The following is a 14,942-nucleotide window of genomic DNA, read 5'->3' as shown; positions in this document are numbered from 1 at the left end:
CTTGAAATGAAACCGCAAACCACTGCCAAGATAAAACATAGCCGGTATCCTTGTTCGAGTTCGTCCTGACTCTAATCCGCTAGAATCACTCTTTTCTTGCCATTGAGACGCTACTTGGAAAAACCTTGTAGCAGATAGCAAAATGTATGCGAGCGTTTTGCCCGCATACATTCAAGCAAATCAGTCGTTGACTGAATTACGCTTCGATGGGCTTGCGCCAATCGTCGGCACCAGAGGTTCCGGCGCTGACGTGATCCCAGTCTATCTTGCGATAGGCCATGGACACTTCAACCAGCTGAGTGAAGTCGGCTTTGTTGGGATCCTGACAGTGAGGCATATGACAGTTGATATCAATGATGGTGGCGCCTTCCAGCTTGGTGGTGAAGAAGTGCTCTTGCTTACCTTCGATAGAAGTGCGGTACCACTTGAGCTCGACCTTGGTCAGTTTCTCACCGGAAGAGAGTGAGTTGTACATGAGAGGAACGGCTTTGTTCAGCGCGACGGTGAACTTGAACGGCTTGTGCACACGCTGACCGGAAGGCATGCCGGACTGAGGGTCGGTTGGCACAGTCACAATGTGGTTGAACTCCTGAACCAGCATCTCGTCTTCATGGCCTTCCACAAAGATGTCACCGACGGATTCCGCAGTAAAGGCGCCGGCAGTGAGGTTGCCCTGAGTTTGGCCTTCGATAGAGATATAACATGGTGTTGGCATGATAAATTCCTTTTTAAAATTCACTGAGGTTTGGATTAACCTTCCTAGCTAAAGCAACCTTCGCGCCAAAATTTAATCAATTGATTTCGTTACTGTTTAAAAAATAGCCCAACTGGCTGGGCAAAAAATTGCCCGAACTTGAGCAAAAAATTGCCCGGCGGGCAAGAAATTGCCCAATCAATATGACGTACTTTAAATGTGAAAAACTTCCGCTTTGAGGTGTTATGACAAGGCAAGACAGATACATAATATCACCATCAAAACACGCTAGCGGTTGTCATCGTGTGCCGGTGATAACTAGAGTCCGGAGCCAACGGCCTTAGTGCTATGGAACATGGTTTATACATGGGTTACGGCCAATCGATGATGAATGCTTGCAACTCCTATCGCCACGGATCAGGGTAAGCATCTTTTTTGCCTAGATGAGTAGATCATTGCACCTATATCGTTTCTGAGTAGTAACTTGACGCAGTTATAACATCAAGCTTGGTGAGCTGGGCTTCAAGAGCACATGTTCGGTAACCCTTGCGCTACAAGGGTTCTACAAGGTGTAGCACAAATAGGAACCGTTATTTAGGGATTGTCTGGGGGAGTGAGTAAACTTCTAATGGAAAGTTAATGCGATGGGCGAGGTTAAGTTTAAGTTGATGACAGAGAAGTATTGAAAATATTGCTTGTCATTCTCTCACTCGCGAATGGACACAGTTTTGGCCCCTTTTGTTTACAGCATAAGGCGGAGATTAACTATGTAAATGAGGACGAAAATGGTTCCGTTTTTGTTCTAACTATAAGCTATTGTTGAACTTTTTCTATTGTCATACACTATCGGGCCCTTTGGTTTGTTGGTTGGGCCCGCATGCGTTTTTCATCTGCACGTTTGTTGCTGCTAATGGCTTGGTTGGCCACGAGTTTTACCCTGGCCGCCGAGATAGGCGGCACGGCAGTGGTCGGAAAACTCTATATCAGCGGCGCCGGACTGCCCGGGCAATTGACTCCAGAGGGGGCCGGTGGATGGTCGGATCCTATGTGGTTGCTGTGGCTCATGGGCCTTGGCAGCTTCTTTTGCCGTTTTCGTTGTTTTGCGCTCTGGTTGCTTGCTTTGCTGGCGTTGCAACTTAAGTTTGTTATTCGGGTCGACGACAGCCTGCTGTGGAGCAGTTGGCTAGTGTTGTTATTGCCGACACAAGTGTTGTTTGGCCTGATTTTGCTGTTGATTGACCGGGGCGAGGGCGCACGAGCCCAGGTAATCACCTTTAACTGACGACAGTCCCCAAGTCTCAAGCCGTATTGAGGGAGAATAATAGATGTCCAGAAAAGCCAGAGCCGCCATGGTTTCGGTCTGCTCCAATATTTCGCTGATCATTATGAAGGTGGCGGCGGGTATTGTCAGTGGCTCGGTCAGTATCATTTCGGAAGCGATTCACTCCGCCATGGATTTGGTGGCGGCCTTGATCGCTCTGTTTGCTGTGCGCCGCGCCGATGTGCCGCCGGACTGGGATCATCCCTACGGTCACGACAAGATAGAGAATGTTTCCGGGGTTATTGAGGCGCTGTTGATTTTGGCGGCGGCTGGTTGGATTATTTTCGAGGCCGTCGGCAAGTTGCTCAGCCCCTCAGAGGTGGAAGGCCTGGGTTGGGGGGTATTGGTGATGCTGTTGTCGGCGTTGGTTAACACTGGCGTCAGTGCCTATCTCTACCGGGTGGCCAGGGAAGAACAATCGGTGGCGCTTGAGGCCGATGCCCTGCACCTTAAGGCCGATGTGCTCACCTCCCTCGGGGTAGCCGTGGGGCTGCTGCTGATCTGGGTGGGTGGCTATTTTGGCCATAATCTGGCGCTGCTGGATCCCATAGTGGCCATAGGGGTGGCGCTGTTTATTCTCAAAGAAGCGATAAGCATGTTGGATCAGGCCTTCAAGCCGCTGCTGGATCACAGCATCAGCGAAGAGGAGCTTAACCGGGCCGCCGAGATAATCGCGCACCACTGTCCCAATGAAGGCGGTTTTCACGACTTGCGTGGCCGTCAGGCGGGCAGACGGCGTCATATCGACTTCCACCTGACCTTGCCCAAGGAGATGAGCGTTGGCCATTCCCATGCCATCTGTGACCGTATCGAGCAGGCCTTGATGGCCGCCATCCCCCATGCGGCGGTGTTTATCCATGTGGAGCCGCTGGAAGAGCAGCCCGAAGAAGAAGGCTTACTGCAACAGGGCGCCTGAAGCGGCGCCCGCGTGGCTGCATCAGAGCCCTTGATGGGGACCGAACACTTCGTAGTGGATCTGCGCTTCCTCAATACCCAGGGCCAGCAACTGCGCCTTGATGCTCTGCATAAAGCCTATGGGGCCACAGCAGTAGAATTGGCCCTCGGACGGCAGCATGGCCGCTATCGGCTCCAGCACCATGGTGCCCTTCAGGTCATAATCCTGTCCCTGAATATCAGTCTCAAGCGGCTGGCGATACCAGGTCAGCGCTTTGAGATTTGTCTGCTCGGCCTGCTTGCGGCGTATCTCTTCGGCACAAGCATGCTGGGCGCCATTTTCACAGGCATGCAGCCATAGTGTCTCGGCGCAGTCTTGCTGCAGGCGACTGTTTAACATGCTCAGCATAGGCGTCAGGCCAACTCCGGCAGATAGCAGCACAACCTGGGTTTCAGGCTCAGTATTCATGAAAAAATCCCCCGCCGGCGGGATTAGCTCAAGCTCGCTGCCGATATCGAATTCATTGTGCAGCAGGTTGGAAACCAATCCTTCGTTTTCACGTTTAACGCCGATGCGATAGCTGCGGCCGTTGGGGGCATCCGCCAGTGAGTATTGGCGTATCTCGGTATGGGCCAGCGCCGGATGGCTGAGTTTGATGTTCAGGTATTGCCCCGGCTTAAAATCGGCCACAGGGCCGCCATCCTTGGGCGTGAGTTCGAAAGAGGTAATGGCGGCAGACTCGCGGCGTTTGTTGCTGACAACAAAGGTGCGGGTGCCGCTCCACCCCCCTTGTTTGCCTGCTGCATCGGCATAAATCTGCGCTTCGCGACCAATAAAGATATTGGCCAACACCCCATAAGCCTTCTCCCAGGCGCCCAGTACCTCTGGCGTGACGGCATCGCCGCCGAGTTCTTCCAGGGTGGCAAGCAGATGCTTGCCGACTATGGCGTATTGCTCGGGTTTGATCAGAAAGCCTGTGTGTTTCTGGGCAATTCTTTCCACGGCTTCACCGAGAACAGCCAGATTGTCGATATGTTGGGCATAGGCGGCGACGGCATTGAACAAGGCTACCGGCTGATCGCCCTTATGCTGATGAGCCAGGTTGAACACATCTTTCAGTTCGGGATTGTGGTGGAACATGCGCTGATAGAAGTGTTTGGTCAGCTCTGGGCCGGCGGCAACCAGCAGGGGAATAGTACTCTTGACCACTTGGATAGTGTGTTGATCCAACATAACGACAACCTCAAAGATTTATTTAAGTTATATGTTCCGCGATAAAATAAACATGTATTTGATTTAGATCAATAAAAAATCTGACTAGATCTGTCAGGTATTCAGTATGGTTTGCAAAAACACTCTTGTGGGTGAGGCATGTCTATGTTTTATCGTATCCGGATCCTGATTCTGGCTTGTTCGCTTCTCTGGTGCCGGTGCCAAGTCGCCGTCAGTGGCCAACAATGACTTTTGCCGCTAAAAAGCGGATAATTCCCCCAATTTTGCTCAATTTGACCCAGATCACAGCCGGTCGCTGGTTTTACCGCTGCGGCGAGTGTCATAGGGCGAGCGGGAAACCCCGCCGGAACTCGGAACTATCCAATGGAAATCAAAGTAAATTTTCTCGACAACCTTAGACTCGAAGCCAAGTTTGATGACTTCAGTGTCATTGCCGACCAGCCAATCCGCTACAAGGGTGATGGCTCGGCGCCGAGCCCGTTCGACTACTTTCTGGCTTCATCAGCGCTGTGTGCCGCCTATTTTGTGAAGGTGTACTGTGTCGCCCGCGATATTCCTACCGAAGGCATACGCCTGTCGCAAAACAACATAGTCGACCCGGAAAACCGTTATAACCAGATCTTCAAGATTCAGGTGGAACTGCCGGACACCATCTCTGACAAAGACCGTGAAGGCATACTGCGTTCCATCGACCGCTGCACTGTGAAGAAAGTGGTTCAGACCGGCCCCGAGTTCCAGTTGGAAACCGTGGATAACCTGGATCAGGACGCCCAGGCGATGCTGATGCTTAAGCCGGATGACAGCCACAGCACCTTTATTCTGGGTAAGGATCTGCCGCTGGAGCAGACCATAGCCAACATGACCAACACCTTGGCCGGACTGGGGATGAAGATAGAGATCTCCTCCTGGCGTAACCTGGTGCCCAACGTTTGGTCGCTGCATATCCGTGACGCCGCTTCGCCCAAGTGTTTTACCAACGGCAAGGGCGCAACCAAAGAGAGCGCGCTCTGCTCGGCTCTGGGCGAGTTTATCGAGCGTCTCAGCTGCAACTTCTTCTACAACGACCAGTATTTCGGCCCCGAGATCGCCAACGCCGAATTTGTTCACTATCCCAATGAGAAGTGGTTCCAGCCCGGCCCCAACGATGAGCTGCCAGCCGGGATCCTTGATGACTATTGCCTGGAAATCTACAACCCGGATGGCGAGCTCTGCGGCTCCAACCTTATCGACACCAACTCGGGCAATGTCGAGCGCGGCATCTGCGCCATTCCTTATGTGCGTCAGTCCGATGGCGAGACTGTGTATTTCCCCTCCAACCTGATTGAAAACCTGTATCTCAGCAACGGCATGAGTGCAGGTAACAATCTGGATGAGGCCAAGGTGCAGTGTCTGTCCGAGATTTTCGAGCGGGCGGTGAAGCGCCGCATCATAGAAGAGGAGCTGGTTCTGCCTGAGGTGCCGAAAGCCGTGCTGGCCAAGTATCCTTCGATAGTGGCCGGCATAGAGGCGCTGGAGGCGCAGGGCTTTCCGCTGGTGATCAAGGATGCCTCCCTCGGTGGCCAGTTCCCCGTCATGTGTGTGACCCTGATGAACCCCCGCACCGGCGGTATATTTGCCTCCTTCGGCGCCCACCCCAGTTTTGAGGTGGCGCTGGAGCGCAGCCTCACCGAACTGCTGCAGGGCCGCAGTTTCGAGGGCCTAAACGATGTGCAAAAGCCTACTTTCAACAGCATGGCGGTGCAGGAGCCGGAGAACTTTGTTGAACACTTTATCGACTCCAGCGGAGTGATCTCCTGGCGCTTCTTCAGTAGCAAGCCGGACTATGAGTTTGTCGAATGGGACTTCTCCGGCAGCAACGCCGAAGAGAGCCAGAGCCTGTTCGGGATTCTTGAAGAGATGGGCAAAGAGGTCTACATCGCCGAGTTTACCGAGATAGGCAACGCCTGTCGGATCCTGGTGCCAGACTTCTCCGAGGTGTATCCGGTATCGGATCTGATTTGGGACAACACCAATAAAGCGCTGGACTACCGAGAAGATATTCTTAACCTGCATCGCCTCAGCGACAGCCAACTGCAAAGCCTGTCCGAGCGCCTCGAAGACAGCCAATTGGATATCTACACGGATATCATCACCCTGATAGGTATAGAGTTTGATGAAAACACCGTCTGGGGCCAACTGACGATACTCGAGCTCAGACTGCTGATCTGCCTGGCCATAGGTGAGCTGGAAGAAGCGCTGGAGCTGACCGAAACCTTCCTGCAGTATAACAACAATACCGTCGCTCGCGGCCTCTTCTATCAATGCCTGCAGGCGGTGTTGGAGATCAGCCTGGACGATGAACTCGAGCTGGACGACTACCGGTACAACTTAGGACGCATGTTCGGCCAGGAAACCCTGGATGCCGCCATAGGTTCGGTCAATGGCACAGTGCGCTTCTACGGCCTGACCCCAACCAATATGCAGCTCGAAGGCCTGGAAAAACACCTGCGACTGATCGAAAGCTACAAGAAGCTGCACGCCGCCCGCGCCAGAGTGGCTGCTAAAAAGTAATTGATGCTCAGGTAAGGGGAATGCTTGCCCCTTACCTGGCCACATTGGCTTTTAGTCTGGTTTCTTGTGGTTCAAGTTATCCTGTCACTTTGATCAAGAGAAGAAGTTGCATACAAATGTTTTCTCTGTAACGCATCTTCTCTATGTACTCAAAACATGTGTACTCAAAACATGAAAACAATTTTAGCGGCAGACTCTTTGCCTGTAGGTTAATTTACCGTTAGCATTAAGCATTGTGTGTGCCTTTTTGTCATGAACATCAAGGATTTCATTTGTGAAGATGCCAAGGCCTGCCATGGCCTATGTTGTTCCTTTTTGTGTTTTTTTTATTTATCTCTGCCTGGTTGCCGGAGAGTATTTTTATGAACGCCAGTCTTTGGAATCCGAGGCGTCTACGGCCCAGATAAAGCAGCTTGAGAAAGAACTTTTCAGGATGCAACATCTTGTTGAGAGGGCGATTCACAATCAAAATTTAGACAGTGTGGCCGAGGAGATATCTCTGGCGGCGACAGACTTCAACATCATGGTGTACATACTGCTAGATGACACCAGTCTTATCCGCTACGCCAATCATGTTGTTTGGCGCGACAGTCGGGCTTCGCAAGTGATCGATGGCTATTCAATGGCGTTACACCGGCAAGTGGTTGATTCTGGAAAGCCACGGATATTTGCCAATATGGATAGGCTATCAATACAGGCATATTATCCCGTCATCACCGAGGCTCCCGTTAGTTTTGGGGGCAAGGCCGAACTGCTTTATCTCGAGTATGATCTATCGCCTGCAATGGCCAAGGTAACTGATGACCTCAATCTGCGTTTTATGCGGGTTTGGGGCTTGGGAGCCTTATTTGTTTTGGGCTTTATGCTGGTGTTGCACTTTATGTTAATCCGCCCTTTAAGGGCTCTGGCTTGGCAGGCCAGAGGGGGCGAGAACATCCCTTTTCATATGGATAACACTTGGGTTTTCAGTGAAATACGGGTGCTAAAGGATTATTTGCACCGGAGCCAACAGAAGTTGCAGCGAACCCAGAAGCAATTGAGGGACAATGAACAACGCTGGTTGTTTGCGGTGGAAGGGACTCGCAATGGGATCTGGGACTGGAACATAGCCAGCGGCGAAGTTTTTCTGTCGGACCGCTGGAAAGAGATGATAGGTTATGGCCCACACGAACTCGAAGGGCTTTATTCTACTTGGGAAAGCCGACTGCATCCGGACGACAAAGGAGCCGTGTTGTCGTCTTTGCAGGCTTATCTCAATGGTGAAACTGAGGCGTTTGAGAGTGTTCACCGTTTGCGCCATAAAGAGGGGCACTATATCTGGGTGCTGGATAGAGGAATGCTGGTTGAATGGGATGAACAGGGCCGCCCTTGCCGGATTATAGGTACTCATGCCGATGTGTCGGATGATGTGCGCAATCAGCAAGCCCTGGCCCATTTAGCCAACCATGATGCCCTGACTAATTTAGCCAATCGCCGCTCTTTGATGGATGCCTTGTATGAGCAGCAAAAGCATTGTCGCAACAGCCAGCAGTGTGCAGCGCTGTTCCTGATCGACTTGGATAATTTCAAAACCATCAATGACACGCTCGGGCATCATTTGGGCGATCGGTTATTGATCCAACTGGCTGCTAGGTTTTCGGGCTATTTTAGCGCCAATACCCTGGTTGCCCGGTTGGGGGGGGATGAGTTCGTTATTCTGGCGAAGGATCTAACCCAAGACAGAGCTACGGCGGCAAGACGAGCCTTGGCGTTGGCCAGTGAGATCAGACAGTTGGTTGCCAGGCCTTTCAATATCAGTGACAAACAGCTGCATGTGTCTGCCAGCATTGGTGTTTGCCTGTTTGATGATCAGGATGATATTGATGCCGAGGAGCTTTTGAAGCGAGCCGATATGGCCATGTTTCAGGCCAAGGAAGGTGGTAGAGATAACTGCATGATCTACAACTCTGAGATGGAGGTGAAGGCTCACCAAAATCTGCTGATCCAGAATGAGCTACGCTATGCAATTGAGCGGCAACAACTCTCTTTGGTTTATCAGCCAATAGTTGATGCCCAGGGGAAATTGACTGGGGCTGAGGCGTTATTGCGTTGGCAGCATCCGCAGCAGGGGAATATTTCGCCGGCGGATTTTATTCCTGTGGCTGAAGGTAGCGGCCTTATCAGTGAGATTGGCCATTGGGTCATTCTTGAAGTTTGCCGCTTCATTCGCGAGCAGCAGGCCAGGGGAATTGGGGTGCCTAAAATTGCCATCAACCTCAGTGCCAGGCAGTTCAATCAGCCCGAGTTTGTGGAGCGTCTTATCGCCTTGCTGAAGGCTCAGGGGATTGCTACAGATGCGCTGGAGTTGGAGTTGACCGAATACGCCTTGTTGACCAATCTGTGTATCATGAATACCCGAATCGATCTGTTGAGGAAGGCGGGGATATCCGTGGCGATAGATGACTTTGGCACAGGCTACAGTTCGTTGAGTTATCTACAGAACCTGCCTCTATCCAGACTGAAGATAGATGCCTCTTTTGTGCAGAAGATTGGCTCTGGGCGCAGTGCCGATGCCATAGTTAAAGCCATAATCGAAATGGCCCACAGTCTGGAATTGAAAGTGGTTGCCGAAGGGGTTGAAACCGCTCAACAAAGAGCCTTTTTGAATCAGCTCGGCTGTGACAACTTCCAAGGGTATCTGTTCAGTCAGCCTCTGCCTGAGGTTGAGTTTGCAGCTCTGCTGCGGCCTCCGAGGCGTAAGTTACCGTATGCTGCGCCAGGAAGTTGAAAATAATATTCAGCACCTGCTCACGTAATGTGTCGATTTCAATAAAGAGTTCATGCCTGGCTCCCATGATCTTTTCTAATGTCACCTTGGGGCCAAGGGCGGCGATTTGTGCCTGGTTATCGACGATAGTGTCTTGCTCAGCCTGAATAATGAGGATTGGCACTCTTGACTCTCTGGCTGCGGTTATAGTCTGCTCGCAAGCATCCAAAGCTTCTATCAACCACTGATTGGTGGGTGAGCCCAGTTGGATCTCAGGATGTTGCTGACATAAATCCAGTAAGGCTTGATATCGGCTTTTGCTGTGGGTCAGTTGATTATCTTTAAAGGCGAGCGGACGATAATCATGGCCGGATAACACATAGTTGGGCTCGGTATGCGGGCCATAGCTATTGAGTTTTCCCGCCAACCAACGCACGAAGTTGCGCGGCATTGGCAAACGGATCCCATACATGGGTGCAGAGAAGGCTGCGGCAGTAAATCTCTGGGGATATTGCTGCAAATACAGAGTTCCTATGGCACCGCCCATGGAGTGGCCTACTAGAAAATACTGTTCATATTGGTTTGAAACCACTACTTGCTCAACAAAACTATGCAAGTGATCCACATAGTCCTGAAACTTATCTATGTGCCCCTGGTGAGGATTGGCGGTGAGTCTGCTGGATAGTCCTTGCCCCATATGATCCAAGGCGTAGACACTATAACCTTGCTGATAGAAGTCATGGATCAGTTCCCGATACTTGAGATAACTCTCGACCCGGCCATTACTGATGACGACGGCTTGTTTCGCCTTTGGATGGCAAATATAACCATAGGCCAGCTCTTTACCGAATCCCACCGCCAGCTTGGCATGGGTGACGCCTTGCCAGAAAGTCTCCAACTGAGACTGTGTTGAAGCGGGTTCTGCGTTGCGGGCCTGGGTCGTTACCATCCAATATTTCCTGATCTAAAAAGCCAGTGCTCAAAGGCACTGGCCGAGTGTATCAGAAACAGGGCTTCATTGCTGTGAGGCAATAAAGTCGGCTATCTGCTGTTCCAGCACAGACATGGGCACTGAGCCCTGTGCCAAAACTGCATCGTGGAATTGGCGGATATCGAACTTTTCCCCCAGGGCGTCTTCTGCTTGCTTTCGCAGACGTTTGATAGTCAGCTCGCCAATCTTGTAGGCCAGCGCCTGCCCAGGCCAGGAGATATATCTGTCTATCTCTGTGGTGACATTGTGCAGCGACAGAGCCGTATTGCCGGCCATAAAGTCTATTGCTTGCTGACGGCTCCAGCCTTGGGTGTGCATACCTGTATCGACTACCAGGCGGGCGGCGCGCCACATCTCGTAAGTCAGGCGTCCAAAGTTGCTGTAGGGATCCTGATAAAATCCCCCTTCCAGCCCCAAATATTCACTGTATAGTCCCCATCCCTCGCCAAAGGCTGAGATATAGCTATAGCGGCGAAAATCGGGCAGTTGCTCCAACTCCTGATTGAGAGAAATCTGTAGGTGGTGACCCGGAACAGCCTCATGCAGGGTGAGTGCTTCCAACTCATAGAGAGGGCGCTTATCCAAGGCATAAGTGTTTACCCAATAAAAACCCGCCACAGTCTCCGAGTTGGAGCCGGAATAGCGTCCGGTTGTATATTTGGGGGCAATTTCTGCCGGTACAGGGGCTACGCCATAGGGTTTGCGTGGCAGCTTGCCAAAATAGCGTGGCAGCATGGCGTCGGCTTTTTTGGCAATATAGGAGGCCTCTTTGAGCAGTTGCTCCGGCGAGTCTACATAAAAGCGTTTGTCGGTGCGCATAAAATGCAGAAACTCGGCAAAGCTACCTTTAAAACCGGTTTGTTTGATGATCTTTTCCATCTCGGCGCGGATCCGTTTTACTTCACTCAGCCCCAGTTGATGGACTTGCTCAGGCGTCATATTCAGAGTGGTGTAGTACTTGACCCTGTTTTCATAAAAGGCCCGGCCATTGGGCAGCTCTGATGCGGCAATGCTCTGGCGGGCGCCAGGGATATATTCCTTGGTCATAAAGTCGCAGAAGGCTTGATAGCTTGGTAACACATGCTGCTCGACACTGACGTACCCGGCATGGCTCAGCTCCTGTTTAAGATTGGCAGAAAAGTGCTCTGGAAACGTCTCAAACGGCTTGAAATAGCTGCTTTGTTGCACTGGTACTATATAGGCCTGAATACTCTGTTCAAACCCTTTCAGCACAGATTGCGGCTGAGTGATACCCTCGGCAAGCCCTTGGCGCATCCAGTGTATCTGTTGCTGGAAGTAGCGCGGCAGAGATTGCAGCTTCTGCAGGTAGCGACGGTAATCGGCTTCTGTCTTGAATGGCCCTGAGGCCATAGAAGCAATGTAAGCGTGAAAGCCACTCTCTGAGGTAATCGGCAGGTAATGGGCCTTGAACCTGAAGCTATCCACATTCTCCTGCAATTGGTATTCGAGAATACTGGCATTGATGGCGGCTTCTTTGCTCAGCTGTTCCCTGGGTATCGCCTTTAGCCGTTGCAATAGTGCTGAATTGGCCGCAGCATCGGCCGCCAGAGCCTCAGCTGACAAGTCTGCTAATTTACCCGCGGCCGAGTCATCGCCAAACTGGAAGGCCATCTGTGGGCTTTCTGCCAGCCGTTGCTGCCAGGCATCGGTTATTAACTGCTGGAGCTGGCTATCGGCTTGGGATTGCTGCTTGCCTATTTCTGGCGTGTTGGTTTCATGAGTAGGGGTTTGGCAGGCGCCCAAGAGTCCGGTGAGCAATAGGGGGAGCAGGAGTTTTTTCATTTGATTTTGTTCCTTTTTTATCCTTGATGACGGATTATGCCTCAAGCCCGGATGGACCCCCAGAGATTTAACGTCACCTTTTGGTAACAAAGCCTGTCAGTAGACTAAGAGGTGCTAACAAAAGGCGTGTTACACTTAAGCGTCCCCAGACCAAAAAATAATTACATTGGCGGGGTAGTTCATACAGGGGTTATTTTTATGATTGATACTTCAATTCCGTTGGTTGATTTACATCGCCATCTGGACGGTAATGTCAGGGTTGAGACCATATGGGAACTGGGTCACCAACATGGCATTGCCTTGCCGGCGGCCTCGCTTGAGGATTTGGCACCTTATGTACAGATCCAGGGCAAAGAATCCAGCTTAGTGGCTTTCCTGAAAAAGCTGGACTGGATGGTTGCCGTGCTGGCCGATTTGGATGCGGTAAAGCGGGTGGCCTATGAAAATGTCGCCGATGCGGCATTGTCCGGGTTGGACTATGCCGAATTAAGGTTCAGCCCTTACTACATGGCAATGAATCACAAGCTGCCGATAGAAGGCGTGGTGGAAGCCGTTGTTGATGGTGTAAAAGCCGGGCTCAAGGACTATCAGGTTAAGATAAAACTGATAGGTATTCTGTCTCGCTCATTTGGCCAGCAGGCTTGTACTCAGGAGTTGGATGGCTTGCTCGCGCACAGGGAGTCTCTGGTCGCGGTTGATTTGGCCGGTGATGAATTGGGTTTCCCCGGTGAGTTGTTTAACGAGCATTTCAAGCGGGTGCGTGATGCCGGACTTCAGATAACGGCTCACGCCGGAGAAGCCGCCGGTGCCCAAAGCATGTGGCAAGCCATCAAGGAGTTGGGGGCGACTCGCATAGGCCATGGGGTCAATGCCATTCATGATCCCAAATTGATGGAGTATCTGGTGGAACATAAGATAGGTATCGAGTCCTGTCCCACCAGTAATCTACATACTTCCACTGTGAGCAGCTATCAGGAGCATCCACTGCGCACCTTTATGGAAGCCGGTGTGCTGATTGGCTTGAATACCGATGATCCAGGCGTCAGTGCCATAGATATCAAGCATGAATATCGTGTGGTTAAGCAGGAGATGGGCTTCACCGACGCTGAGTTGGCCAAGCTGCAGCGTAATGGCGTGGAGATGGCCTTCCTCTCAGACAGCGAGCGCCGGGAACTTTACGCCGCTAAAGCATAAAAGTTTGGTTAAGACACAAAAAAGCCGATGAATCATTCATCGGCTTTTTTATTCTACTCAGGGTTAAATTACCCGGGAGAACTGTTGCTGACGTGCCTTTTCTCGGAAGTAGACATCGAAACAGATACAGATATTACGGATCAACAGACGCCCGGTTGGGCTGATGCTGATCTGACGGTTTTCAATGTTAACCAGTTTATCGTCGATAAAGGTTTGCAGCAGCTTGAGATCTTCGGCGAAGTAGTCTTCAAACTGGATCCCCAATTGTTGCTCCATCTTGGCCATATCAAGCTCAAAGTGACAGATAAGCTGCTTGATCACCGCGCGACGGATTTCATCATCACGATTGAGTTTACAGCCTTTCCACAGAGCGTGACCCTGCTCATCTATGGCTTCATAGTAAGGGCGAATATCTTTTTGGTTCTGCGCATAACAGTCACCAATCTGACTGATGGATGACACCCCTAGTCCAAGGAGGTCGCACTCTTCTTGGGTGGTATAACCCTGGAAGTTACGGTGCAATCGGCCTTCTCTTTGCAGCTTGGCCAGCTCATCATCGGGTTTGGCGAAGTGATCCATGCCTATGTATTGATAGCCGGCGCCGGTCAGGGTCTCAATAGTCTGATGCAGCATGTCCAGCTTCTGTTGTGGGCTGGGCAGGTGCTCATCTTTAATTTTCCGCTGCGCCGCGAAGCGGGCCGGCAGGTGAGCATAGTTGAATACAGACAGACGGTCGGGTGACAGATCCAGAATTCGCTGAATGGTTTCGGCAAAGGTTTCCGGTGTTTGATGAGGCAAGCCGTAAATCAAATCGACGTTGGTAGAGACAAAGCCCATCTCTTTGGCCTTTTTGATCAGCGCAAAGATAAAGTCTTCATCCTGTTCACGGTTAACTGCTACCTGAACCTCTTTATTGAAGTCCTGCACTCCGATGGAGATACGGTTGAAGCCGGCCTCTTTAAGGGCATCCAGCATAGACAGTTCGATTTCTCTAGGGTCGACTTCGATAGAGTATTCACCCTGTTCGGCAAAGTTGAAGTGACTTTTCAACAGTGACGATAACTTGATGATTTGCTCTGGGTTAAGGAAAGTCGGCGTACCACCGCCCCAGTGCATCTGAGTCACAGTGTAGTGTTTGAACAGAGGTGCCCGCTTGACGATTTCGGCTGCCAGGTACTCTATGTACTGATCAGCTTTGTGCTGATGCCGGGTGATCACCTTGTTGCAGCCGCAGTAATAGCAAAGTTTGGCGCAGAAGGGGATATGAATATACAGAGATAGCTTGTCACTTTTGCTGCCGGCTATGGCCGACAATAGATCGCCTTCTGTGAATGAGTCGTCAAACTCCAGCGCCGTTGGATAGGAAGTATAACGGGGACCGCTGTAGTTATATTTCTCGATCATTGATTGATCCCAGCTGATATGAGTGGGCTGCTTCAAGGCGTGTCCTCCGACAGTAAATTAGCAATGAGCGAAGTATGCAGGGTTATTGCTCAAATAACCTTGATCCAGGTT

At 51.3% G+C, this 14,942-nt stretch carries 10 protein-coding genes; 5 read left to right on the top strand and 5 right to left on the bottom strand.

The window, feature by feature from the left end:
- Positions 1-196 precede the first annotated feature (196 nt).
- A complete protein-coding gene (locus tag ACMHXE_RS11570; RefSeq protein ID WP_039035438.1) occupies positions 197-715 on the bottom strand; it encodes an Hcp family type VI secretion system effector in 519 nt (172 codons plus the stop codon).
- 856 nt (positions 716-1,571) lie between these two features.
- Between ACMHXE_RS11570 and ACMHXE_RS11565 the strand changes: the two genes are divergently transcribed.
- Positions 1,572-1,976 (top strand): hypothetical protein, encoded by a 405-nt coding sequence (locus ACMHXE_RS11565; protein WP_146225982.1) that lies wholly within the window; start codon positions 1,572-1,574, stop codon positions 1,974-1,976.
- Between the two features lie 43 nt (positions 1,977-2,019).
- On the top strand, positions 2,020-2,931 hold the full coding sequence (locus ACMHXE_RS11560) for a cation diffusion facilitator family transporter (protein ID WP_101053302.1): 912 nt from the start codon (positions 2,020-2,022) through the stop codon (positions 2,929-2,931).
- A 21-nt stretch (positions 2,932-2,952) separates the two neighbouring features.
- On the opposite strand, the gene hmpA is transcribed toward ACMHXE_RS11560, so the two are convergent.
- The gene (hmpA, locus tag ACMHXE_RS11555) at positions 2,953-4,143 is read right to left on the bottom strand and encodes an NO-inducible flavohemoprotein (RefSeq protein WP_101053300.1); all 1,191 of its coding nucleotides are present in this window, start codon (positions 4,141-4,143) and stop codon (positions 2,953-2,955) included.
- Between the two features lie 363 nt (positions 4,144-4,506).
- Between hmpA and ACMHXE_RS11550 the strand changes: the two genes are divergently transcribed.
- Positions 4,507-6,693, top strand: coding sequence for an OsmC domain/YcaO domain-containing protein (locus tag ACMHXE_RS11550; RefSeq protein WP_101053298.1), 2,187 nt, complete (start codon positions 4,507-4,509; stop codon positions 6,691-6,693).
- 280 nt (positions 6,694-6,973) lie between these two features.
- On the top strand, positions 6,974-9,460 hold the full coding sequence (locus tag ACMHXE_RS11545; protein WP_224866874.1) for a putative bifunctional diguanylate cyclase/phosphodiesterase: 2,487 nt from the start codon (positions 6,974-6,976) through the stop codon (positions 9,458-9,460).
- On the opposite strand, the gene ACMHXE_RS11540 is transcribed toward ACMHXE_RS11545, so the two are convergent.
- A complete protein-coding gene (locus ACMHXE_RS11540; RefSeq protein WP_101053294.1) occupies positions 9,375-10,388 on the bottom strand; it encodes an alpha/beta fold hydrolase in 1,014 nt (337 codons plus the stop codon). The genes ACMHXE_RS11545 and ACMHXE_RS11540 overlap by 86 nt on opposite strands.
- A 66-nt stretch (positions 10,389-10,454) precedes the next feature.
- The gene (locus ACMHXE_RS11535) at positions 10,455-12,233 is read right to left on the bottom strand and encodes a DUF885 domain-containing protein (RefSeq protein ID WP_101053292.1); all 1,779 of its coding nucleotides are present in this window, start codon (positions 12,231-12,233) and stop codon (positions 10,455-10,457) included.
- Between the two features lie 198 nt (positions 12,234-12,431).
- On the opposite strand from ACMHXE_RS11535, the gene add reads away from it, so the two are divergent.
- On the top strand, positions 12,432-13,427 hold the full coding sequence (gene add, locus ACMHXE_RS11530) for an adenosine deaminase (RefSeq protein WP_101053290.1): 996 nt from the start codon (positions 12,432-12,434) through the stop codon (positions 13,425-13,427).
- 63 nt (positions 13,428-13,490) lie between these two features.
- Here the strand turns inward: add and hemN are convergent, their stop codons facing one another.
- Positions 13,491-14,867: an oxygen-independent coproporphyrinogen III oxidase gene (gene hemN, locus ACMHXE_RS11525; protein ID WP_101053288.1), complete on the bottom strand. Its 1,377-nt coding sequence runs from the start codon at positions 14,865-14,867 to the stop codon at positions 13,491-13,493.
- Positions 14,868-14,942: the final 75 nt, after the last annotated feature.

The organism is Shewanella sp. BJSY2023SW007 (genome assembly GCF_047314525.1).
GTDB classification, from domain to species: Bacteria; Pseudomonadota; Gammaproteobacteria; order Enterobacterales; family Shewanellaceae; genus Shewanella; species Shewanella chilikensis.
This window is presented reverse-complemented; position numbering and strand designations above follow the sequence as displayed.

Excerpts from the sequence above, each read along its gene's own strand:
- ACMHXE_RS11565 (WP_146225982.1), top strand. The coding sequence starts at position 1,572 with ATGCGTTTTTCATCTGCACGTTTGTTGCTGCTAATGGCTTGGTTGGCC.
- hmpA (WP_101053300.1), bottom strand. The coding sequence starts at position 4,143 with ATGTTGGATCAACACACTATCCAAGTGGTCAAGAGTACTATTCCCCTG.
- ACMHXE_RS11540 (WP_101053294.1), bottom strand. The coding sequence starts at position 10,388 with ATGGTAACGACCCAGGCCCGCAACGCAGAACCCGCTTCAACACAGTCT.
- ACMHXE_RS11545 (WP_224866874.1), top strand. The coding sequence starts at position 6,974 with ATGCCAAGGCCTGCCATGGCCTATGTTGTTCCTTTTTGTGTTTTTTTT.
- add (WP_101053290.1), top strand. The coding sequence starts at position 12,432 with ATGATTGATACTTCAATTCCGTTGGTTGATTTACATCGCCATCTGGAC.
- ACMHXE_RS11560 (WP_101053302.1), top strand. The coding sequence starts at position 2,020 with ATGTCCAGAAAAGCCAGAGCCGCCATGGTTTCGGTCTGCTCCAATATT.
- ACMHXE_RS11550 (WP_101053298.1), top strand. The coding sequence starts at position 4,507 with ATGGAAATCAAAGTAAATTTTCTCGACAACCTTAGACTCGAAGCCAAG.
- ACMHXE_RS11570 (WP_039035438.1), bottom strand. The coding sequence starts at position 715 with ATGCCAACACCATGTTATATCTCTATCGAAGGCCAAACTCAGGGCAAC.
- ACMHXE_RS11535 (WP_101053292.1), bottom strand. The coding sequence starts at position 12,233 with ATGAAAAAACTCCTGCTCCCCCTATTGCTCACCGGACTCTTGGGCGCC.